Below are 20,947 nucleotides of genomic sequence, written 5' to 3'. Positions count from 1 at the left end.
GTTTTAATTATGATATTAATTTAAAAATATAAAATGAAAAATACAAAGTTTCTTGTAGTTGCCTTCCTTTTTTGTGGAGCAACATGGAGTCAGGAAGTAAAAAACAATAAGGCAGAAATTAATGCCAAAGTTTCGGAGTTACTGTCAAAAATGACATTGGAAGAAAAAGTGGGACAAATGACCCAAATCACGGTAACTATTTTTGAAGATGCCAAAAAACCAGGCTATTTTGATGCAGCAAAACTAAAACAAGGTATTCAGGATTATCATATTGGTTCTATTTTAAATGTGCCAAATCCTGGTGCGCCAACTTTAAAAAGATGGCAGGAAACCATGACCGCAATTACAAACGAAGCCAATAAAACAAGATTAAAAATTCCTGTTTTGTACGGAATCGATGCCATTCATGGAGCGAGTTACACAGCTGGAGCAACTTTGTTTCCACAACAAATTGGTTTGGCAGCAACTTTCAATACAAACTTGGTAAAACGTGGTGCCGAAATTTCAGCTTACGAAACAAGAGCTTCATCAATTCCGTGGGTTTTCTCCCCGGATTTAGATTTTCCAAGAAATCCTGCGTGGTCAAGAATGTGGGAATCATTTGGAGAAGATGCTTATTTATCTTCAAAAATGGCCGTTGCTTTAGTAGATGGTTTTGAAGGAAATAACAATGTAGGTTCTAAATACAGCGTTGCGTCTTGTATGAAACATTACATTGGTTACGGAAGCACAACAACCGGAAAAGACAGAACACCAAGCATTATTCCAGAACGTATTTTAAGACAATACGACTTGACGATTTATCAGGCTGCAATAAAAGCCGGAGCAAAAAGCGTTATGGTAAGTTCAGGAGAAATAAACGGAACTCCGGTTCACGCCAGCAAACATTTAATTACAGATATTCTTAAAAATGAACTAGGTTTTCAGGGCGTTGTTGTAACCGATTGGAAAGATATTATTTACCTAAACACCAGACATAAAGTTGCAGAAACCAAAAGAGATGCCGTTCGTATCGCTGTTATGGCTGGAATTGATATGAGCATGGTGCCGGAAGAGTTTTCTTTTTATACTGATCTTATAGATTTAGTTCAAAAAGGAGAAGTACCAATGTCAAGAATTGATGATGCTGTAACACGTATTTTAAGAATGAAATTCGAATTGAATTTGTTCCAAAATACCGTTGCTGACTTAAAAGATTATCCAAAATTTGGTTCTCCGGAGCATATTCAGGAAGCCTATAATACTGCTGCGGAATCTATTACTTTGTTAAAAAATAATGGATCAGTTTTACCATTAAATAAAACCGAAAAAATTCTGGTAACAGGTGCAACTGCCAACAGTATGAAATACTTAAATGGAGGTTGGTCGTATAACTGGCAAGGAGAAAATTCAGATACATATGCAGCTGATAAATCTACTATTCTTGAAGCTTTTCAAAATAAATTAGGTAAAGAAAATGTATTGTACACGGCTGGTGCTGATTTAGAAAAAGAAGATGATGCAGAAATTCAAAAGGCAGTAGATTTAGCCAAAAACGCTACAAAAATTGTATTGTGTTTAGGAGAAAAAAATTACACCGAAACTCCAGGAGACATCAGTAATATTTTTATAAGTCAATCTCAAATTAAATTAGCCTTAGCCTTATCAAAATTAAACAAGCCAATTGTTTTAGTTTTAAATGAAGGAAGACCAAGATTAATTAGCGATTTTGAAGACAAAATGAGTTCTGTTGTTCAATGTTATTTGCCAGGAAATGAAGGCGGAAGAGCCTTAGTTGATATTTTATACGGAGACGTAAACCCAAGCGGAAGATTGCCATATAACTATCCAAGATATCCAAATTCACTAGAAAAGTATAATAGAAAATATACCGAAAGTATTTCTGAAGGAGAGCAAAATAACGACGCTACATACGAGAAAAGTTATTTGCCTCAATTCGAGTTTGGAACAGGATTATCATACACCACTTTTGCCTATTCAAATTTAAAAATTGATAAAACAGAAATCAATAATTCAGATGAAATTAATGTTTATGTTGAAGTTTCAAACACTGGAAAAAGAGCTGGAAAAGAAGCTGTTTTATTATTTCTGTCAGACAATTTTGCTTCGATTACACCAGAATTTAAATCGCTGAAAAGATTCGAGAAAATTAGTTTAGAACCAAACGAAACAAAAACAGTAAAATTTACTTTAAACCAAAAAGACCTTCAATTTGTAAATGAAGACCTAAAATGGATTTCTGAAAAAGGAACATTTACTATTCAAATATCAAATCTAAAAAAGGATTTTCTATTAAAATAAACCTTAACTATTCCTGCAAGGTTTCAAAACCTTGCAGGATTTAAGTTTAGTAAAAACAGCATGAAAAAATTAGTAATTACATTCCAATTATTGCTTTCATTATCCACTTTTGCGCAGGGATTTCTGCACAGAGACGGGCAGAATATTGTTGACGGAAATGGGAAAAATGTATTATTGAGAGGTTTAGGCGTGGGAGGCTGGATGGTTCAGGAAGGCTACATGTTGCAAACGCAATCCTTTGCAAGTCCACAATATATAATCAAACAAAAAATTCAGGAAGTAATTGGAGAAGAAGGAACTAAAGAATTTTATGCCGCCTACAAAGCAAATGGAATCACGAAAAGAGATGTCGATTCATTAGCAAAATGGGGATTCAATTCGATTCGTTTACCAATGCATTACAATTTGTATACACCGCCAATTGAACAGGAAAAAAACGGCGAAATAACCTGGATTGAAGAAGGTTTTACTATGACCGATAATTTGCTGAAATGGTGTGCCGAGAATAAAATGTATCTTATTTTAGATTTGCATGCTGCGCCGGGCGGACAAGGAAATGATGCTGCAATTTCTGATTATGATACTACAAAACCATCTTTATGGCAAAGCGATGCCAATCAGAAAAAGATGATTGAATTATGGAAAAAACTTGCTTCACGCTACAGAGATAACGAATGGATTGGCGCCTACGATATCATTAATGAACCCAACTGGAATTTTACCGGAACAAATAAAAATGGCTGCGATGAAAATTCAAACGGACCTTTAAGAGATTTGATGGTTCAGGTTACGAAAGCAATTCGTGAAGTCGATACCAACCATTTAATTTTTATTGAAGGAAATTGTTGGGGAAATAATTACAACGGAATTTTTCCTCTATGGGATGAAAATATGGCGTTGAGTTTCCATAAATACTGGAACTACAATACTACAGCTTCAATCCAGAAAATGCTCGATTACAGGAAACAATATAATGTTCCGATTTGGTTGGGAGAAAGTGGAGAAAACTCCAATGTATGGTTTAAAGATGCTTTGGCATTAGTAGAAACTAACAATATTGGCTGGGCTTTTTGGCCAATGAAAAAAATCGAAAATATAGCAGGCGTAACTTTTGTAACCAAAATTCCGGAATACGATGTTTTATTAAAATACTGGAAAGACGGCGGCGAAAAACCATCGGCTGAATTTGCTAAAAAAGCATTGATGAAAATGGCAAATAATTACAAAATGGAAAACCTAACCGTAAAGCCAGATGTAATTGATGCCATGTTTAGGCAAGTACAAACCAATGATACAAAACCGTACAAAAAGAATAGTATTCCCGGAAAAATTCCTGCAGCACATTATGATTTAGGCACAAATGAAAAAGCCTATTCTGATAAAGATTTTATAAACTACAGAGTCGAAACCGGAAAATTTGATGAGTGGAATAAAGGAAATTCCATGAGAAATGACGGAGTTGATATCTTGCCATGCAAAGATGGCGGTTTAAACGGTTATCAGGTTTCGTTTATTGAAGATGGAGAATGGCTGCAATATACGGTTGAAGTTTCGAAAGCAAATATATATAATGTAGCAATTCGTTATTCAGCAGAAAATTTAGAAGGAAAACTTCATTTAGAAATAGAAAACGGAAAAACTTCAGAAACGATAACGCTTTCTCCAACAGGAAGAAATGACAAATTTGAAACCGTTATTTTATCTGGAGTAACATTAAATAAAGGAACAAATAAAATAAAAGTAGTATTTGATAAAGGTGGTTTTAATCTAAATTATTTAGATTTCTCTGAAGCTAAAAAAATAAGATAAAGAAATAAAGGCAATACTCCTTTTTAGGAGTTAAATGTTGGTAGAAGTATTTGATAAAGGTGGTTTTAATTTAAATTATTTAGATTTCTCTGAAATTAAAAAAAAGTTCCCCGAAAAAGTAAAAAGATGTTAAAAAAAGACTTATTAACTGTAAGGTAAAATACATGATTAATTATTTTGTTACATTAGTTTTCTCCATCAAGGCTCTAAAACATTGGAGCTTTTGTGGATTAAAACTATTAAATATGAAAAAATTAAATGTTCTTGCTTCAGTTTTAATGTTGCTTTTTGTAAGCATCTCATCTTATGGTCAAAACCTAAAAATGATGACCTATAATATTCGGTTAGACAATCCTTCAGATGGAGAAAATTGGTGGCCAAACCGTAAAGATTATTTTACATCGCAAATACAATTTTACAGTCCGGATATTTTTGGAGTTCAGGAAGCAACTCCAAATCAGGTAATTGATATAGCAAAAGCTTTGCCTGATTATAATAAATTCGGGATAGGAAGAGAAGAAGGCGGAACAGGCGAGGCTTGTACCATTTATTACAAAAAAGATCGTTTTCAGGTACAAAATATAAGTACATTCTGGTTATCAGAAACGCCAAATATAGTTTCCAAAGGTTGGGATGCTGCTTGCAACAGAGTCAGTACGTCGGCTCTTTTTAAAGATTTAAAAACAAAGAAATTATTTTGGGTTTTTAACGTGCATCTCGACCATATTGGAAATGAAGCAAGAATAAAAGGCGTTCAGCTGGTTCTTGCAAAAATAAAAGAATTTAATACCATAAAGCTTCCTGTTTTTTTAATGGGAGATTTTAATTCAGAACCAGGAACAACACAAATTCAGGAAATAAAAAAAGTTATGGACGATACAAGAGATGTTTCAAAAGAAAAACCTTTTGGTCCTTCAGGAACGTTCAACGATTTCAAACATGATCAGCCAGTAACGTTATTAATAGACTATATTTTTATTTCTAAAAATAGCGGATTTACCGTTCAAAAACATGCCGTTTTAAGTGATTCAAAAGATTTAAAATATCCATCAGATCACCTTCCGGTTTATATCGAAATTAACTAAATTATAATGAAAAAATTAACCACATTTACATTGTTGATGGTCTCGTTTTTTGCGGCCGCACAACAAGAAACAATCGATCAAAAAGTAAATGCTTTATTGAAAAAAATGACCATTGAAGAAAAAATAGGTCAGCTTAATCAATATACAGGCGATAATTCTGCAACGGGGCCAATTACCATCAACCCAAATAAACAAGCCGAAATAAAAGCAGGTTTAGTAGGTTCGATGCTGAACATCATCGGAACAAAATATACCAGACAATATCAGGAATTGGCGATGCAGTCACGCCTAAAAATTCCGTTGTTATTTGGTCAGGACGTAATTCACGGATACAAAACCACATTTCCAATTCCGTTAGCCGAAGCCGCAAGCTGGGATTTACAAGCAATTGAATTAGCGGCAAGAGTTGCAGCTACAGAAGCCTCTGCAAGTGGAATTCACTGGACATTTGCACCAATGGTAGATATTGGCCGCGATCCGCGTTGGGGACGTGTAATGGAAGGTGCCGGAGAAGATACTTACCTAGGTTCTAAAATTGCTTACGCCAGAGTAAAAGGTTTTCAGGGAAATAAATTAGGAGATTTAAACTCGGTTATGGCTTGCGTAAAACACTTTGCAGCGTATGGCGCTGGAGTTGGCGGAAGAGATTATAACTCTGTAGATATGAGCGAACGCATGTTGTTCGAAACGTATTTACCACCATTTAAAGCCGCTCTTGATGCAGGTGCAGCCACTTTTATGAATTCATTTAATGATTTAAACGGAATTCCTGCAACCGGAAATGCACACTTACAACGCGATATTTTAAAAGGAAAATGGAACTTTCAGGGATTCGTAGTTTCAGATTGGGGTTCGATTGGAGAAATGGTAGCACACGGCTATTCAAAAGATTTGAAAGCTGCCGCACTTTCTGCGATTACCGCCGGAAGCGATATGGATATGGAAAGCAATGCCTACCGATATAATTTAGCCGAATTGGTAAAAGAAGGAAAAGTTTCAATTGACCTTATTGATGATGCTGTAAAACGTATTCTTCGCAAAAAATATGAATTAGGATTATTTGATGATCCGTACAAATACTCCGATCAAAAGAGAGCTGATAAAGCTTTAAATGATCCGGAAAACAGAAAAGCAGCTCTAGAAGTAGCGCAAAAAAGTATTGTTTTATTAAAAAATGAAAATCAAACTTTACCACTTTCTAAAAACCTCAAAACAATTGCATTCATTGGTCCTATGGTAAAAGAATACAAAGCCAATATGGGATTTTGGTCTGTAGAATTGCCTGATGTTGATTATGATAAATGGGTAGTTTCGCAATGGGATGGTTTGCAAAATAAAGTAGGCAAAAACACCAAATTGCTTTATGCAAAAGGCTGTGAAGTTGACGGCGATAATAAAGATGGTTTTGCAGAAGCAGTTGCAACTGCCAAACAAGCCGATGTTGTTATTTTAAGTATCGGAGAAAGACGCGACATGAGCGGCGAAGCAAAAAGCCGTAGCGATCTTCATTTGCCGGGCGTTCAGGAAGATTTGGTTAAGGCAATTCAGGCAACTGGAAAACCGGTTGTGGTTTTGGTAAACGCAGGAAGACCACTTATCTTTAACTGGACCGCTGATAACGTTCCTGCCATTGTTTACACGTGGTGGTTAGGTACCGAAGCCGGGAATGCAATTGCCAATGTTTTATTTGGAGATTACAATCCGTCAGGAAAATTGCCAATGACATTTCCTAGAGAAGTGGGGCAGGTGCCAATTTACTACAATCATTTTAGCACCGGAAGACCAGCGCCAAATGAAAATTCGACAGGTTATGTCTCATCTTATATCGATTTGAAAAATTCTCCAAAGTTTCCTTTCGGATACGGTTTGAGTTATACTAAATTCGATTATTCAGGTTTGAAACTTTCTTCAACAAAAATAAAAAGTAACGAAACCATTAAAGTTTCTTTTCAATTATCAAACGTTGGAAAAGTTGCCGGAGAAGAAGTGGTGCAATTGTATTTGAAGGACAAATTTGGCTCTGTAGTACGACCAGTTTTAGAGTTAAGAGATTTTCAAAAAGTAAAACTGAATGCGGGAGAATCTAAAACTATTGAGTTTACAATCGATAAAGAGAAACTTTCTTTCTACAATAATAAATTAGAATGGGTTGCTGAACCGGGAGATTTTGAAGTAATGATAGGGACTTCATCAGCAGATATAAAATTAAGATCAGACTTTGAATTAGTACAATAGTAGAAGTCAGTTTAAGTTGGCGTTATGGATTTATAAAGGTGTTGAATTATTTCAAGACCGTATTTATAAAATCCATAGCGCCAATTCCTTTATACGATGCATACAAAGCCTTGTCGAAAGCTTCGCGTTTTTCCTTTTTATTTTTAGTTTCATTTTCAACAATCATCTGATTGAAAATTCTTTCCTGCTCTTCACTATATTTTATAGAAGCTTCTAAAAGATCGTTTTTTGAAACCAATCCAAAAGAAGAGCATACTTTTTTAACAAGCCTCTTGTTTAGTTTTGTCAGATTTGGAATACTCATAATTAAATCAATTAATGTTTTTTCTCTACTTTAGCAGACTACTTATTTTAAATTATGTTACAGTAAATGAAATATTAAAAACGATTATTGAGCGTTTTTATCTATCTTATAATCAATTTTTTACATGCATTTTCTGTCAAAATAAGAAACTAACTTTGTAATGTGTTATTATGACGCAATGTACTTATTTTTTTAATTCAAATTTAATTTTAAGCAAAAATTGTGATTTCTACACTTTTCTTGTTTTTACATTGAATTTCGTCAAAGAAGCTCTTCATTTGTAAAAATGATTTAAATTGCATGTTGAATGAACCGAACAGTTAATTAAGAAAAATCGAATGCCAAAAGGAATTATACTAAACAGTGAAAATTATCAACCCGGACTTTCGATAGATTGCGTTATTTTCGGCTTTCATGACAACCAGCTTAAAGTTTTACTGATTAAAACTCCTTACGATAACAAATGGTCTTTACCCGGCGGATTTGTTCCTCTTGATCAGGATATTGATACTGCAGCCGTTACTGTTTTGAAGGAGCGTACAGGAATGAAAGGCATATTTTTAAGACAATTTGCCACTTTTGGAAAAGTAAAAAGAAATGACGAACACTTTGGAAACGCCGTTTTAGAGTATTTACAGATTCCTAAAGAACAAGGAAAGTGGTTTAGACAGCGTTTTGTAACAATTGGATATTATGCTCTGGTTGATTTTTTAAAAGCAATTCCGCAAAAAGAACACAGTCAGGAAATCATAGAATGGATTGACCATAAAGAAGTTCCGGAACTTATTCTAGATCATGCACTAATTCTGGATAAAGCTTTGAATACTTTAAGAATAGAATTGAATTTAATGCCGATAGGATATAATTTATTACCTGAAAAATTCACAATTCCGGAGCTTCAAAAATTGTACGAAACCATTTTAGACACAAAACTCGACAGAAGAAACTTCCTTAGAAAAATAACTAATATCGGAATCTTAACAAAGCTTGATGAAAAGAAAAATAATGTCGCGCACAAAGCACCAAATTTATATTCTTTTGATAAAGATAAATACGAAGAAGTCTTAAAAAACGGACTGAATCAAGGTTGGTAACCCCAGTATATTATTGTGAAAAGAAAACGACAGGTTTTTAAAACCTACTTGGTTTACTTTACGATTATCTCACAATAGTTCTAAAAGTCAAATTTACTCTAGGTTTTGAAGTTGTTTTAGTTGGAGGCAGTCGGTGAAGCCAATGCGTTTGCGTTTCATCTTTCATAACTAATAAACTTCCATGTTCTAATATCAACGAAACCGTTTCTTTGGTTTCTTTATGTTTGAAAGCAAACTTTCTTTCAGCACCAAAACTTACCGAACCAATGGCCCCATTCTTTTTTAAATCTTTCTCTGCATCGCTGTGCCACGCCATTCCTTCATCGCCGGAATGATATAAATTGAGTAAACACGAATTGAATATTTCACCTGTTTCTTGTTCAATAATTGCTTTTAATTCCAGAAGTTCCTTCGTCCACGGAAGTGCTTTTTTTGTGGTATTCGAATACGTATATTCAAAACCCGAATCTCCGTACCAGGCTACTTTTCGTTTTGTGAGAATTAATTTTCCAAAGATAACGGCCTCGTCATTTTTCCATTCAATAGTATTCAATAAAATATCCAAATAACGATTTGAATCTTCTCTCGAAAACAGTTTTCCGTAATAATTGACCGTTCCTTGTTTTGGGAGTAAGTTCGTTGTTTCGTCTATTTCGGGATTAAATAAGTCCATTTTTCCAGTTTAAATATTCGGTTTTCATGCAATGTCCGCAAGGTCTGAATCCGCTTTCTTTCGCTTCCTTTTCAGAAGAAAAGAAAACGCGGTTTTCTCGTTTCATTCTTTTTCCTGAACTGCATTTTAGTATTCCGTAAATTTTTAGTTTTCGGTTTCCACCAAAGCAAATTTCCGCATTTTTAATTTTAGTTCGGAGATTTAAATCTGAAATTTCAATATGTTGAATCATTTTTTAGAGGTTCAAAGGTTCAAAGGCTTGGATAAGTTGCTAATCTTTGCACCTCTGTACCTTTGCCTCTTTGTACCTTAAATTACGACAACGCATCATGAAAAATAATCCCCAACGTATGCCTTTCGCCCGAATGAATTTCACTAACACCATGTTTCATATTCACGCGATAATAACCTTTTGTGCCTTTTACAGGTTTGAAATTTGTTGTAAAAACCAAAATATCACCTTTTTTGGGTTTTAAAACAATTGCTTTCGATTGTGCTCTGGGTGTTTGTTGAGTCAGAATAAATTCACCGCCAGTAAAATCCTGATCAGGCTCATTTAGAAAAAGAACTATTTGAATAGGAAAATAAATAGCTCCGTATAAATCCTGATGCAAAGTATTAAAACCACTTTTACCATATTTTAAAATTAAAACGGTTGCTTTTAATTGGTTATTGAAGTGACATTGTTCGAGTAATTTTTCGTGCGTTTCGGGAAAAACAGTATTAATGTTTAATGCTTTCATCCAGACATTCGCAATCGGAGCCAATTTTAAATAAATCGATGATCGAATATCTTGAATCAAATCCGGCAATGGATAATTGAAATACTTGTATTCGCCTAATCCAAAACGATATCGTTCCATTATAACCGTTTTTCGATATAAAGTTGGATTATCATAATCGAATTTTAAATCTTCGCATTGCTCATTATTGAGGACTTTAGAGATTATTGCAAAACCATTTTCGTGCATAGATTCAGTGATGCTTTCCCAATTAAGAGAAGCAATTTTAGATTGTATATTTTGCATTTTTTAGATTGTTGCGATTTCACAAAAAAGGGCCGACAATTCTTCCGGTTTACTAAAAAAAGGAGAATGGCTGGTTGGCAGACTATATACTTTTTCGCAAATAGTTTCTGTATACATTTTTCTTTGTATGAAAGGTGTTACGGCCATGTCTTCAGTACATTCTATATAAAATCGAGGTACGCTGCCGTATTTTTCTTCAGATAATACTAAGGGCGTAATTCCAGAGGCTACAGGTTCATGGCTCAATAATAATTTTGCCAGTTGTGTAATAGAATCTTCACAATCATGATAAAGACCTTCTTTGTAAATTTCTGTTTGTAAAGTATGTGAATTTAACTCTGGATATCTGGTTACATAGGGTTTTAATACGCCATCAGTATCTTGAGCAGAATATTCACTTTGGGTTTTCCCGTTTGGAATTAAATAAGCGGCCAGATAAATCAATTTTTCGATTTTTTCTGGTCGATATTCTGCAGCCTGCGAAATCATAATTCCGTTTTTGCTGTGCCCAACAAGAATTACTTTTTCGTCTAAACTATCAATTAAATCGCAAATTTTATCTACAGCAGTTTTTAACGTAACATCCTGAATAGGTGTTTTGTCTCTTCCCATTCCCGGTAAATCTATTGCGATTGCTTTATGTCCTTTGCTTTCTAAAATTGGAATTACTTTGTGCCAGTTCCATGCGCTATGCCACGAACCGTGGACTAGAATAAATGTCTTCATTTTAATACTATTTAATTATTTATGAGACAAAACTACCATTGAAACCACGAAGATAAAATCTGTTTCTTGCTCAATTATAACTCAATTTGAGCACCTTCCCAGCCAATGATAGCCGTTTTTCTGGTATTTCCCCACATATAACCGCCAAAGGTTCCTGAAGATTGAATAACGCGATGACAAGGGATTAAAAAGGCTACAGGATTACTTCCAATTGCAGTTCCCACGGCTCTCGGAGCATTTGGTTTTTCGATTTGTTGTGCAATAGATCCGTAAGTTGAAAGTTGTCCCATTGGAATCTTAAGCAAGGTTTCCCAAACTTTCAATTGAAAATCGGTTCCTTTTAAATGCAATTTGATTTCAGATAATTTACTCCAGTCGTTTTGGAAAATGAACAAAGCATTTTGTTGTGCCAAATCTAATTTTCTGGAAAAAGCAGCATTTGGAAATTTGTGTTTTAAATCCTCAAATCCGATTGCTTCATTTTCGGCGAAAGCCATAAAACAAACGCCTTTTTGAGTCGAAGCAACGATAATATTCCCAAACGGACTTTCGGCAAAACTAAAATTAATTTCTAAATTTTTACCACCGTTTTTATATTCCGCGGGAGTCATTCCTTCAATATTTACAAATAAATCATGCAGGCGGCTTGTACCGGAAAGCCCTGTATCAAAAGCGGCATCAAATAATGTAGATTGATTGTTTTCTTTCAGAATTTTTTTGGCGTGTTCGACACTAATGTATTGCAAAAACTTCTTCGGACTTGTTCCTGCCCATTCGGTAAATAAACGCTGAAAGTGAAACGGACTTAAATGCACTTTTTCGGCAACCTCATCTAAATTGGGTTGTTCTTTAAAGTTTGCTTTGATATAATCGATAGCATCGGCAATACGATTATAATTTATGGTTTCCTGTATGTTCATGTTCGTTCAATTTTATAATGCAAATATCGACTGGTTTTTGCAGGCATAAAATCCGAAACTTGCTAATCTTCACTGCAGATTTTAGGATCACTATTTGTACGAATTGAAATAAAAAATATGAATTTTATCCAAATATCAAAGAAGGAATTCCTATTCCGATTGCAACTCCATAAATAACATCAGCCCAAATTATTCTTAAGATGTTGAAGACATAAATTAATCCAATGATTGGAAACGAAATTATGGCTAATATATTTTTATTTTTCATTGCTATTTTCGCTTCCTTAAATACATTTTCAGCATCTTGATTTGACGGAATAGCATGCATTCCTATTGAAACTCCCAGCCAAATTAAAAAATAAGATAATGGATGTTCAAGATTGAAAAACTTTATTGGCATATACGCAGGCAGGCAGATAAGTAAACACAAGAGCGTATTTACAAAGAAAGGCCCCATTGAGATTAAAAAAGTAGAGGTAAAGTTGTTAGAGTTTTCATGTATGACGTATCCTGCAGGATTTCCTACTCTAAAGTAACACGCATCAAAAACAGCGACTTTTCTAATTTTACAAAATAGCATATGTGCAAATTCATGCACAATAATTCCAGGAAACGATATAATAGAAATTAATTCACCAGGTATAAAAAACATATCTTTTACTTTTTAGTCCAACCGTTTGGAAATTGTTTAATAAATTCTTCTCTTTTTATTACTTTATGCGCATACATTCTGTATTCCAGAAAATTATAATAAAATTTAGCTTCTGCGCTTGTGCTGTCAATTGCATGTGCTTTTTCAAGATATTGATAACTCTTTATTTTTGCAGATTCATCATTTTTGGTAGCGTAAATACACGCATAAGCAGAAGCAACACTCGCATAAGAATCTGCTGAAGTAGAATCGATTTTTAATATTTCTTTGGAGGCAGATAGAAAGCCATCGTAATCTTTTTTGTCAAAACTAACGCCAATTTTGGCCTGATTAATAAAAAAATTAATGTTGTATTCTGGTGGAACTTTGCCTAAACAAGAAGTGAATTGACTCAATGCTTTTTCGCTGTCATCCTTTGCCAGTGATTCAAATCCATTATAATAAGCGGTTAAGATTTTTAGATCTTCGACTTCAGGAACTTCTTTGCTGGCCTTCTTCATTAATTTGGTAGCATTTGCAAAGTCTCCTTTATCAAAATAGTCATTCGATTCTTGAATGTTGCTGTAAGCATCATAATATTGCCAATTCCAATAAAAAGAAAAAAGAACGATTAAGATGATCGCGACAAAAAATGCTTTAACCCATGTTGGAAAAACACGATTTCTGACATCAGTTTCGCAATCAATACAATGTGGATATACGCCTATTTTATTTATTCGGTATCTCCAAAATCTTTAGAGCAGGCAGAGCATATTGTTGGGTCATATTTTTTTTCAATTGTTTTTCCGCTTAATTTTTCTTCATCTGAAAAATTAGCGTCAAAGCACGAATGGCAAAAAACTTTTTTATCAATAGTAATTGTTTCATTGAGAGGCACACTTTTATTGTCACAATTAGTACATTCTGTCTTTCTCATTATAAATTGGTTTCAAGTATAATTAATGATTTACTTTGTCTTGAATTTTGATGCCGAAGATATAAAAGTTTTTGAATGTTTTGTTATCAAAAAATACGATAGAAGATTAATTTATTGACAACTTAATTATGTTTAAGTTAATAAGTTGTAAATCATTAAATATGTTGAATTTAAGAAAATAGAAAATGCTTTAATATGAGTATCTTATGATGTTAACTGAAATGAATAATGTCATTTAAGATTATTTTTTGCAGCCGAAACACTTATCAATTTATATCCATTTTCAGTTCTTAAAAACTCAAAATGATCTTGCCCGGAATCGGCCTTGTTTTTTGGAGAGATTACGATATTTTTAACTGGATAAATCCATTCTTTAGGCTCTCTGCAATTATTAAAATAAATTTCGAACTCGTTTGATTCGAAAATGAACTTATTTAACCCATCAGACGAAACAAAATATTCAGTTTGTGCAGCATTAAGTTCCTGCAATTTAAGCTTTATGAATTTATAATTTTGAGAGATGAATTTAGTTTTAGGTTCATTCATCCAGCCATTTGGCTCTTTCCAATACGTAATTTTATCAAAAGAATGTTTTAGCAAATTGTCTTTAGATAAATCAGAAAGCAAATTGGTTTTTAACCAGGATTTAAATTCTTTGTCAAAATTGATAAAGGAATAATATTGACCGTCAACTCCGAGAAAATTTTCTCTTATCGGATCTTTACTCGGATCTTTAGATTTTTCTACAGAATAAAAATTCAAATCATCATTATAAGGGAAATTTTCGATTAAAACTTTATTGTTAGTATCGATTAAAAATTCTTTTCCTCCTTTCCAGAAAAAATGTTCTCCATCCATTTCTTTTTCAGCATCTTTTAATGCTATGAAAATTCCGTTTCTAACTTTTGTCAAATCACTGTAATCGGCTGGAATTACAATTTTTCCATCACCATTAAAGAAACCCATTTTATCTGTTTTAGGATCTTTAAAACGAATAAAACCTTCGTTTTCGCAATCAGGACCATTGTCGAAAATGTATAAACTGTCGCGACCAACTATTTTTCCGGCTTTGGTTAAATAATAGCTTTTCCAGCTATCCTTTTCTTCTTCACTTACAGCAATTATATCTTCGAATTTATGAGCAATAGTCATTCCCATAAATTTAGGTTCTATTTTGATGTTGCCGTTTTTATCTTTAAAACCTATATGTGTGGTGTCTTTATCCCAAAATGAAATCCAAATATCTTTATTTTGGGCAAATGCAGAATATCCCAAAAGCAGAAATGTACAAAGAATAATACTCTTTTTCATGAAATTTATTTATCGTAGGTGAATTTCTAATTCATTATTTTTTGCTTCCTCAAAGCAATCTGAACAAAGTGTTTTAAAGTCGGCATTAGTTTGAAAATCATCAGTCCATTCCTCACCATTATCCAGAAGATATTGTTCGCATGCTCCGCACCATGCAATTTGCGGTAAATCTTCTTCGGCTTCTGAATAAAAGAAACCTACTTTTTCTTTAAGGTCTATCGCCATTGCAATATGAATACAGGTAAAAGACATTTCTTTTGAACCGTGTACTTCACATAAAACATTTTCAATCATATCTTTTTCTTCTTATTTTTGAATAGTTCCTAAGTTTCAAATTTAAACTTAAAATTTTACGAGTTACATATAATCTTTAATTAAAATATAGATTCTTGATTTAAATATCGCTGTGAAGTTTTAGATTTGAATCAAAAAAGAAAACCCGACAGGTTTTTAAAACCTGTCGGATTTAAAAATAAGTACTTAAGATCCTTGTCTTGTAAATTTAGCTGTTTCGATCGCTTTTTCTAAGCTTTCTACTTTTATTGTTTCTGATTCGACCTCAGCTTTTGCCTTGCTTACTTTTTCCTGAGATTTGACTATTTGTTGTTTTAATTTTTCAATTTTTTTTTGATGATCAGGATCATTGCTGCTTTCTGGGGCATTTTCAATATTTTTCAATTGTTCTTGTTCTTTTTTCAAATCATCTTCATAATCCCATGCTTTTCTTGCCAGCTTTATTAATTTTTGTTCTTCTCTTGTTAATTTGGTTTGTGCCTTTTGTAAACGACTTACAGAAATAGGTTTCATAGTTGGCAACTGTACTAATTGCGGTGGCCTTTCGTCTTGCATTGGAAATAGATTATTGGTTCTCGGTCCCATTTTTGAGTGATTAAAACTTTGTGCATTCGAACACACAGATATAAACATTAATAGGATTGCAATCAAAAAGATTCTCATAATTTAGGTTTCAGATTTGGTTTTTGGTTATCAAAAATATGCTTATATTTTAAAAAGACATGAAATATCTATTTTAATTTTAAGGTTCTTGATTCCCGTTTGCGTGAGGGATAGCAGGAAGCTACCAAAGTAGCCCGAATAGCCCGACAGCATTTAAGAAAAGGCCAATGAACGCAAAGATAATTAGGCCTTTTTTTAAATGGTGGCACGCCAAAAATGATTTTACATTGAAGATTTCTGATTTTAGATTAAAAACAAAACCCGACAGGTTTTAAAAACCTGTCGGGTTTGATATAGATAATCGAAGAAATCTAAAATCAGAAATCTTCAATCTAAAATTTACTAGTATCTGTAGTATTCTGGTTTGAACGGACCTTGAACTTCCACACCAATATAAGCAGCCTGATCGTCACGTAAAACTTCAAGTTCAACGCCTAATTTAGCTAAGTGCAAAGCAGCAACTTTTTCATCTAAATGTTTTGGTAACATATAAACATCATTGTTGTAAGCAGCGCTGTTTTTCCATAATTCAATTTGAGCCAAAGTTTGGTTTGTAAATGAGTTACTCATTACAAAACTTGGGTGACCTGTAGCACAACCAAGGTTTACTAAACGACCTTCAGCAAGAATGATGATATCTTTTCCGTTGATTGTGTATTTGTCAACTTGTGGTTTGATTTCGATTTTAGATGCACCGTGGTTTTTGTTCAACCAAGCCATATCAATTTCGTTGTCGAAGTGACCGATGTTACAAACAACAGTTTTGTCTTTCATTTGCTCGAAATGAGATCCAAGAACGATATCTTTATTTCCTGTAGTTGTAATGATGATATCAGCATTAGCAATTACAGTGTTTAATTTTTTAACTTCAAAACCGTCCATTGCAGCTTGTAAAGCACAAATTGGGTCAATTTCAGTAACTGTTACAATAGATCCTGCACCTCTAAAAGAAGCAGCAGTTCCTTTTCCAACATCACCGTATCCACAAACGATAACTCTTTTTCCAGCTAACATTAAGTCAGTTGCACGACGTACAGCATCTACAGCAGATTCTTTACATCCGTATTTGTTATCAAATTTAGATTTAGTAACAGAGTCATTTACGTTAATTGCAGGCATTGGCAATGTTCCGGCTTTTACTCTTTCGTAAAGTCTGTGAACTCCAGTTGTAGTTTCTTCAGACAATCCTTTAATTCCAGAAACCAATTCAGGAAAACGATCAATAACCATGTTAGTTAAATCTCCACCATCATCAAGAATCATGTTCAATGGCTTTCTGTCTTCACCAAAGAATAAAGTTTGCTCAATACACCAGTCAAACGATTCTTCGTCAAGACCTTTCCAGGCATAAACCTGAATACCTGCAGCAGCAATTGCAGCAGCAGCCTGATCCTGAGTAGAGAAAATGTTACAAGATGACCAAGTAACTTCTGCACCAAGAGCGATTAAAGTTTCGATCAAAACCGCAGTTTGAATTGTCATGTGCAAACATCCAGCAATACGAGCACCTTTTAGAGGTTGTTCATCTTTATATTCAGCACGAAGCGCCATTAAACCTGGCATTTCAGCTTCAGCTAATTCAATTTCTTTTCTTCCCCAAGCCGCTAGAGAAATGTCTTTTACTTTGAAAGCCACAAAAGGCGTAGTTGTAGTACTCATTTATAGTATATTTGTATATTGTAATATTTTTTGCAAATTTACGTAATAACTTTATAATTTTTACTAACTTATATAAGATTTGTGAAATGTTTAATTTCTTAATCTATAGCATATTAGTTAAATAATAGTTTTTAGAAGCTAATCCTGCTGTCCACTATATCTTTTGTGGTGAACCCCACCACAAAAGGATGCCGTTCCCATCAGGGCTAGAAACACCAGACATTAAATTAGAAGTTTCATTTTCAAAAGAAAAAATAATTTATAATTCACAACTCATAATTCATAATTAAAAAAGAATGCCTTTATTTCAAACCATACAATGCAACGAAACCACCAAGCTTTTAATTTGGGAAATAACCGAATCTTTTGAGGAGTTATTAAGCAAAGTAGTTTTAAAAGAAAAAACACAGTTGAGGTTGAACGGAATGAAATCTCAGTTGCATCAACGTGCTTTTTTGAGTGTTCGAATGCTGATTCAGGAAATGGGTTTTACAGATCGCGACTTGCATTATGACGAATTCGGAAAACCTTATTTTGATTGTCATAATTATATATCAATAACACATTCCTACCATTTTGCAGCGATAATTATCAGCCATGAAACCGTTGGAATTGATATGGAACTGCAACGCGAAAAAATCCTCAGAATCGCTGATAAATTTGTCGATACAGAATTCAATTACTTAAAGAAAGATATTTTAGAAGAATATGTCAAAAAACTTACTGTAATCTGGGGCGCAAAAGAAGCAATCTTCAAAATCAGAAACGAAAAAGGAATCAGTTTTAAAGACCATATACAAGTTGAAGATTTTTCTTTAACCGAAAATCAAACAGAAGCGAGTCTTCATTTTGATGATTTGGTAAAAGATTTTGATGTGCATTATAAAGAAATCAAATCAGATCACTTTGATGGAAATTTTACTTTGGTTTATGCTTTTGAGAAATAACCGTAAAGTATAGTCTTTGCGAGGAACGAAGCAATCTCACTTGCTAAATCAATTCGCGTTTTTTACTAGTGAGATTGCTTCGTTCCTCGCAATGACACAAAAATCGATAATTATTCAGAAGAATCCTCAGCCAATTTCTTACGATGCTCAAACATACTCACAAATAAAAATGTTCCCATTTTTCTGGCGCGACGTTTTAGCGTTTCTACATTTTCTCCTTCAAAATATTCATCCAAAGTCTGAAACCAAAAGTTAAGCCAGATTCCGAATTCATTCGAAGTAATCTGTCCGTCAAAATGCTCGTCGACTTTGTTATGAACTTCATGCGGATTTCCTTTGTATTTTTTTACGGCAAAGAGATTGGTTTCCCAAAAATCAGTTAGCTTTTCCAGATGCGCGTCCCAATCTTTAATCATCGTATTAAAATAAAAGCCGATTTCTCGATCGGCTCTTATCTTAGAATAGAACTGATGTACTAAAAAAGAAATATCAGCCCTGTTTTCTATTTGTTTTCTCATACTATAAAATTATTGAGAATGATAAATAAAATGCTTAACAAAACACTTGTCAGAATGAAGTTGAATACCACTTTGTGTTTCATTTGTGCTAAAATAGATGTATTTGCTAATATACAAGCCAAAACAATTATTGCCAATTGTACCATTTGTCCAATTGAAGTTCCGTGAGAAAGAATATACATTGCTGCAGCCGCACCTAAACAGCTTTGGCCAATTACAGCCATTGTTGCAGAACCAATATAGTTTTTATTGAAATTTTCGAATGTTGTTTGATATAGTGTCATGATATTGAGATTTTTATACCACAAAGATACAGGCACTATAGGGCTGTGTTTTATGACTTAAATCATAAAACAGGAACTTTTTTATCGGTATACTTTCCTGTTTATAATCTTCAAAACCCCTTTTTTTTCTAAAGCTTTAATGGTTCTAATAACAGTTTCTACTCGCAAACCTGTTAAATCTCCAATCTGCTGGCGTGTGAAATTAATGAGATAACCGTTAGCGTCTTTCTTAAAATTAAAATAAGCAATTCCGTGGTCGATCAGTTTTAAGACACGATGTTCTGGTTCTTGCGTAGACATTTCGGCCGCCATAACCGATTTGTAATACAAACGCTGCGCTAAATTTTCGATTATTTTAAGGCTAATGACAGGATTTTCTTCTAACAATTTCATGAAGTTAATTTTAGGCAGCAGAAAAATTTCGGTATCCTCAACTGCGATTGCATTGGCAGGATATTTTTGGTTTAAAAATAAAGGCGGTTCACCAAAAGACTGTTCTTTATAAAATATTCCCTGAATAAATTCGCGGCCATCATCATTATAATTGCTCATTTTTACTTCGCCCGAAAGAATTTGGTAATAATGAGTTGGTAGATTTCCTTCTTCAAAAATAATAGCTGTTTTATCAAAAAACTTCTTCACAGCTCCATATTTTTCTAATAATTCAGTAGCAATCATAATCTTGTTTTTTGGATTGTCAAAAGCCTTCACGCAAATATAATTCATTCAAAATTGTTCTTCTGCATTAAAAAACTTTTACTTTTACGCCAATTATGCAACAAAAAATACCCAAAATCTACGAGCAAATTATTCAAGCCAAAAGAAACGGACAAAAGTTATTGGCCATTCTTTTAGATCCGGATAAAATTGTCTTAGAAAATTTAGAAGGTTTGTTACAAAAGATAAACCAATCGCCGGCCACACATATTTTTGTGGGAGGAAGCATTGTACAGACCACTATCTTAGAAGAATTGATGGCAATATTGAAACAAAAAACAAATTTGCCCGTTGTTATATTCCCAGGTGATCCTTCGCAAATTTCACCTCAGGCCGATGCTATTTTGTTCTTATCATTATTATCAGGCCGAAATCCGGATTATTTAATAGAATATCAGGTACGTGCAGCTCCAATTCTTAAAAAAACCAATCTTGAAGTTATTTCTACGGGATATATTTTGATAGAAAGCGGAAACGAGACAGCCGTAGCACGTGTGAGTAAAACAAAACCGCTTAAAAGAGAAAACCTTGATTTGGTTTTGGCAACCGCTCAGGCTGGAGAAATGTTAGGAAACAAATTGGTTTATCTGGAAGCCGGAAGCGGAGCCAAGAATGCTGTGCCTGTGGAAATGATTGAGTTGATTTCGCAAAATATTGAAATTCCTATAATTGTTGGAGGAGGAATTGTAGATTTGCACGGGATTCAAAAAGCATATAATGCGGGTGCAGATTTAGTAGTTATTGGAACTGCTTTTGAAAACAACAGTCATTTTTTTGATTCTTAAAATGATAACCAAAAACAACCGCCCCA

General features: G+C 33.7%; 23 protein-coding genes. 7 read left to right on the top strand and 16 right to left on the bottom strand.

Annotated features, from left to right (window positions below; all coding sequences use genetic code 11):
- Nucleotides 1-33 precede the first annotated feature (33 nt).
- The 4 genes from EV143_RS07980 (at nucleotide 34) to EV143_RS07965 (ending at nucleotide 7,430) form a co-directional block, all read left to right on the top strand.
- Nucleotides 34-2,301, top strand: coding sequence for a glycoside hydrolase family 3 N-terminal domain-containing protein (locus tag EV143_RS07980; RefSeq protein WP_133507437.1), 2,268 nt, complete (start codon nucleotides 34-36; stop codon nucleotides 2,299-2,301).
- 60 nt (nucleotides 2,302-2,361) lie between these two features.
- Entirely contained in the window at nucleotides 2,362-4,110 is a 1,749-nt protein-coding gene (locus tag EV143_RS07975; RefSeq protein ID WP_133507436.1) for a cellulase family glycosylhydrolase, read from the top strand.
- A gap of 245 nt (nucleotides 4,111-4,355) precedes the next feature.
- Entirely contained in the window at nucleotides 4,356-5,195 is an 840-nt protein-coding gene (locus tag EV143_RS07970) for an endonuclease/exonuclease/phosphatase family protein (protein WP_133507435.1), read from the top strand.
- Nucleotides 5,196-5,201: 6 nt separating this feature from the next.
- Nucleotides 5,202-7,430 (top strand): glycoside hydrolase family 3 N-terminal domain-containing protein, encoded by a 2,229-nt coding sequence (locus EV143_RS07965; RefSeq protein WP_133507434.1) that lies wholly within the window; start codon nucleotides 5,202-5,204, stop codon nucleotides 7,428-7,430.
- A gap of 46 nt (nucleotides 7,431-7,476) precedes the next feature.
- On the opposite strand, the gene EV143_RS07960 is transcribed toward EV143_RS07965, so the two are convergent.
- Nucleotides 7,477-7,734 carry a hypothetical protein gene (locus EV143_RS07960; protein ID WP_133507433.1) on the bottom strand — a complete coding sequence of 86 codons (258 nt, stop codon included), beginning with the start codon at nucleotides 7,732-7,734 and terminating at the stop codon, nucleotides 7,477-7,479.
- Between the two features lie 338 nt (nucleotides 7,735-8,072).
- Between EV143_RS07960 and EV143_RS07955 the strand changes: the two genes are divergently transcribed.
- On the top strand, nucleotides 8,073-8,828 hold the full coding sequence (locus tag EV143_RS07955; protein WP_133507432.1) for an NUDIX hydrolase: 756 nt from the start codon (nucleotides 8,073-8,075) through the stop codon (nucleotides 8,826-8,828).
- 64 nt (nucleotides 8,829-8,892) lie between these two features.
- Here the strand turns inward: EV143_RS07955 and EV143_RS07950 are convergent, their stop codons facing one another.
- From EV143_RS07950 to ahcY, 12 genes are all read right to left on the bottom strand, one after another.
- A complete protein-coding gene (locus EV143_RS07950; RefSeq protein WP_133507431.1) occupies nucleotides 8,893-9,501 on the bottom strand; it encodes an alpha-ketoglutarate-dependent dioxygenase AlkB family protein in 609 nt (202 codons plus the stop codon).
- On the bottom strand, nucleotides 9,488-9,733 hold the full coding sequence (locus EV143_RS07945; RefSeq protein ID WP_133507430.1) for an Ada metal-binding domain-containing protein: 246 nt from the start codon (nucleotides 9,731-9,733) through the stop codon (nucleotides 9,488-9,490). Before EV143_RS07945 ends, EV143_RS07950 begins: the two co-directional genes overlap by 14 nt.
- An 82-nt stretch (nucleotides 9,734-9,815) precedes the next feature.
- Nucleotides 9,816-10,529 carry a 2OG-Fe(II) oxygenase gene (locus tag EV143_RS07940; protein ID WP_133507429.1) on the bottom strand — a complete coding sequence of 238 codons (714 nt, stop codon included), beginning with the start codon at nucleotides 10,527-10,529 and terminating at the stop codon, nucleotides 9,816-9,818.
- A 3-nt stretch (nucleotides 10,530-10,532) separates the two neighbouring features.
- On the bottom strand, nucleotides 10,533-11,255 hold the full coding sequence (locus EV143_RS07935; protein ID WP_133507428.1) for an alpha/beta fold hydrolase: 723 nt from the start codon (nucleotides 11,253-11,255) through the stop codon (nucleotides 10,533-10,535).
- 74 nt (nucleotides 11,256-11,329) lie between these two features.
- Complete coding sequence (locus tag EV143_RS07930) at nucleotides 11,330-12,175, bottom strand: bifunctional helix-turn-helix domain-containing protein/methylated-DNA--[protein]-cysteine S-methyltransferase (RefSeq protein ID WP_133507427.1); 846 nt, start codon at nucleotides 12,173-12,175, stop codon at nucleotides 11,330-11,332.
- Between the two features lie 124 nt (nucleotides 12,176-12,299).
- Nucleotides 12,300-12,827, bottom strand: coding sequence for a metalloprotease family protein (locus tag EV143_RS07925; RefSeq protein ID WP_133507426.1), 528 nt, complete (start codon nucleotides 12,825-12,827; stop codon nucleotides 12,300-12,302).
- A gap of 5 nt (nucleotides 12,828-12,832) precedes the next feature.
- Complete coding sequence (locus EV143_RS07920) at nucleotides 12,833-13,327, bottom strand: hypothetical protein (RefSeq protein ID WP_133507425.1); 495 nt, start codon at nucleotides 13,325-13,327, stop codon at nucleotides 12,833-12,835.
- Nucleotides 13,328-13,539: 212 nt separating this feature from the next.
- The gene (locus EV143_RS07915) at nucleotides 13,540-13,743 is read right to left on the bottom strand and encodes a hypothetical protein (RefSeq protein ID WP_133507424.1); all 204 of its coding nucleotides are present in this window, start codon (nucleotides 13,741-13,743) and stop codon (nucleotides 13,540-13,542) included.
- A gap of 231 nt (nucleotides 13,744-13,974) precedes the next feature.
- Nucleotides 13,975-15,054 carry a WG repeat-containing protein gene (locus tag EV143_RS07910; protein ID WP_133507423.1) on the bottom strand — a complete coding sequence of 360 codons (1,080 nt, stop codon included), beginning with the start codon at nucleotides 15,052-15,054 and terminating at the stop codon, nucleotides 13,975-13,977.
- A gap of 9 nt (nucleotides 15,055-15,063) precedes the next feature.
- A complete protein-coding gene (locus EV143_RS07905) occupies nucleotides 15,064-15,348 on the bottom strand; it encodes a hypothetical protein (protein ID WP_133507422.1) in 285 nt (94 codons plus the stop codon).
- A 186-nt stretch (nucleotides 15,349-15,534) separates the two neighbouring features.
- Nucleotides 15,535-15,933 (bottom strand): hypothetical protein, encoded by a 399-nt coding sequence (locus EV143_RS07900; protein ID WP_133507421.1) that lies wholly within the window; start codon nucleotides 15,931-15,933, stop codon nucleotides 15,535-15,537.
- A gap of 420 nt (nucleotides 15,934-16,353) precedes the next feature.
- Complete coding sequence (ahcY, locus tag EV143_RS07895; RefSeq protein ID WP_133507420.1) at nucleotides 16,354-17,670, bottom strand: adenosylhomocysteinase; 1,317 nt, start codon at nucleotides 17,668-17,670, stop codon at nucleotides 16,354-16,356.
- Nucleotides 17,671-17,966: 296 nt separating this feature from the next.
- Here ahcY and EV143_RS07890 point away from each other — a divergent pair, with 296 nt between their 5' ends.
- Nucleotides 17,967-18,617: a 4'-phosphopantetheinyl transferase family protein gene (locus tag EV143_RS07890; RefSeq protein ID WP_133507419.1), complete on the top strand. Its 651-nt coding sequence runs from the start codon at nucleotides 17,967-17,969 to the stop codon at nucleotides 18,615-18,617.
- Between the two features lie 110 nt (nucleotides 18,618-18,727).
- Here EV143_RS07890 and EV143_RS07885 read toward each other — a convergent pair whose 3' ends face one another.
- The 3 genes from EV143_RS07885 to EV143_RS07875 form a co-directional block, all read right to left on the bottom strand.
- Nucleotides 18,728-19,135, bottom strand: coding sequence for a group III truncated hemoglobin (locus tag EV143_RS07885; protein WP_133507418.1), 408 nt, complete (start codon nucleotides 19,133-19,135; stop codon nucleotides 18,728-18,730).
- Nucleotides 19,132-19,419 carry a hypothetical protein gene (locus EV143_RS07880; protein WP_133507417.1) on the bottom strand — a complete coding sequence of 96 codons (288 nt, stop codon included), beginning with the start codon at nucleotides 19,417-19,419 and terminating at the stop codon, nucleotides 19,132-19,134. Before EV143_RS07880 ends, EV143_RS07885 begins: the two co-directional genes overlap by 4 nt.
- Before the next feature lie 81 nt (nucleotides 19,420-19,500).
- On the bottom strand, nucleotides 19,501-20,097 hold the full coding sequence (locus EV143_RS07875) for a Crp/Fnr family transcriptional regulator (RefSeq protein WP_133507416.1): 597 nt from the start codon (nucleotides 20,095-20,097) through the stop codon (nucleotides 19,501-19,503).
- A 95-nt stretch (nucleotides 20,098-20,192) separates the two neighbouring features.
- Here EV143_RS07875 and EV143_RS07870 point away from each other — a divergent pair, with 95 nt between their 5' ends.
- A complete protein-coding gene (locus EV143_RS07870) occupies nucleotides 20,193-20,921 on the top strand; it encodes a phosphoglycerol geranylgeranyltransferase (protein ID WP_133507415.1) in 729 nt (242 codons plus the stop codon).
- Nucleotides 20,922-20,947: the final 26 nt, after the last annotated feature.

The sequence above is a fragment of the Flavobacterium chryseum genome, from assembly GCF_004362015.1.
Taxonomy (GTDB): Bacteria; Bacteroidota; Bacteroidia; order Flavobacteriales; family Flavobacteriaceae; genus Flavobacterium.
Note: the sequence above shows the minus strand (reverse complement) of the source record. Positions and strands in the feature narration are given on the sequence as shown.

Bases quoted from the DNA above. Each gene is read 5' to 3' on its own strand.
- EV143_RS07980 (WP_133507437.1), top strand. From the start codon at position 34: ATGAAAAATACAAAGTTTCTTGTAGTTGCCTTCCTTTTTTGTGGAGCA.
- EV143_RS07975 (WP_133507436.1), top strand. From the start codon at position 2,362: ATGAAAAAATTAGTAATTACATTCCAATTATTGCTTTCATTATCCACT.
- EV143_RS07970 (WP_133507435.1), top strand. From the start codon at position 4,356: ATGAAAAAATTAAATGTTCTTGCTTCAGTTTTAATGTTGCTTTTTGTA.
- EV143_RS07965 (WP_133507434.1), top strand. From the start codon at position 5,202: ATGAAAAAATTAACCACATTTACATTGTTGATGGTCTCGTTTTTTGCG.
- EV143_RS07960 (WP_133507433.1), bottom strand. From the start codon at position 7,734: ATGAGTATTCCAAATCTGACAAAACTAAACAAGAGGCTTGTTAAAAAA.
- EV143_RS07955 (WP_133507432.1), top strand. From the start codon at position 8,073: ATGCCAAAAGGAATTATACTAAACAGTGAAAATTATCAACCCGGACTT.
- EV143_RS07950 (WP_133507431.1), bottom strand. From the start codon at position 9,501: ATGGACTTATTTAATCCCGAAATAGACGAAACAACGAACTTACTCCCA.
- EV143_RS07945 (WP_133507430.1), bottom strand. From the start codon at position 9,733: ATGATTCAACATATTGAAATTTCAGATTTAAATCTCCGAACTAAAATT.
- EV143_RS07940 (WP_133507429.1), bottom strand. From the start codon at position 10,529: ATGCAAAATATACAATCTAAAATTGCTTCTCTTAATTGGGAAAGCATC.
- EV143_RS07935 (WP_133507428.1), bottom strand. From the start codon at position 11,255: ATGAAGACATTTATTCTAGTCCACGGTTCGTGGCATAGCGCATGGAAC.
- EV143_RS07930 (WP_133507427.1), bottom strand. From the start codon at position 12,175: ATGAACATACAGGAAACCATAAATTATAATCGTATTGCCGATGCTATC.
- EV143_RS07925 (WP_133507426.1), bottom strand. From the start codon at position 12,827: ATGTTTTTTATACCTGGTGAATTAATTTCTATTATATCGTTTCCTGGA.
- EV143_RS07920 (WP_133507425.1), bottom strand. From the start codon at position 13,327: ATGAAGAAGGCCAGCAAAGAAGTTCCTGAAGTCGAAGATCTAAAAATC.
- EV143_RS07915 (WP_133507424.1), bottom strand. From the start codon at position 13,743: ATGAGAAAGACAGAATGTACTAATTGTGACAATAAAAGTGTGCCTCTC.
- EV143_RS07910 (WP_133507423.1), bottom strand. From the start codon at position 15,054: ATGAAAAAGAGTATTATTCTTTGTACATTTCTGCTTTTGGGATATTCT.
- EV143_RS07905 (WP_133507422.1), bottom strand. From the start codon at position 15,348: ATGATTGAAAATGTTTTATGTGAAGTACACGGTTCAAAAGAAATGTCT.
- EV143_RS07900 (WP_133507421.1), bottom strand. From the start codon at position 15,933: ATGGGACCGAGAACCAATAATCTATTTCCAATGCAAGACGAAAGGCCA.
- ahcY (WP_133507420.1), bottom strand. From the start codon at position 17,670: ATGAGTACTACAACTACGCCTTTTGTGGCTTTCAAAGTAAAAGACATT.
- EV143_RS07890 (WP_133507419.1), top strand. From the start codon at position 17,967: ATGCCTTTATTTCAAACCATACAATGCAACGAAACCACCAAGCTTTTA.
- EV143_RS07885 (WP_133507418.1), bottom strand. From the start codon at position 19,135: ATGAGAAAACAAATAGAAAACAGGGCTGATATTTCTTTTTTAGTACAT.
- EV143_RS07880 (WP_133507417.1), bottom strand. From the start codon at position 19,419: ATGACACTATATCAAACAACATTCGAAAATTTCAATAAAAACTATATT.
- EV143_RS07875 (WP_133507416.1), bottom strand. From the start codon at position 20,097: ATGATTGCTACTGAATTATTAGAAAAATATGGAGCTGTGAAGAAGTTT.
- EV143_RS07870 (WP_133507415.1), top strand. From the start codon at position 20,193: ATGCAACAAAAAATACCCAAAATCTACGAGCAAATTATTCAAGCCAAA.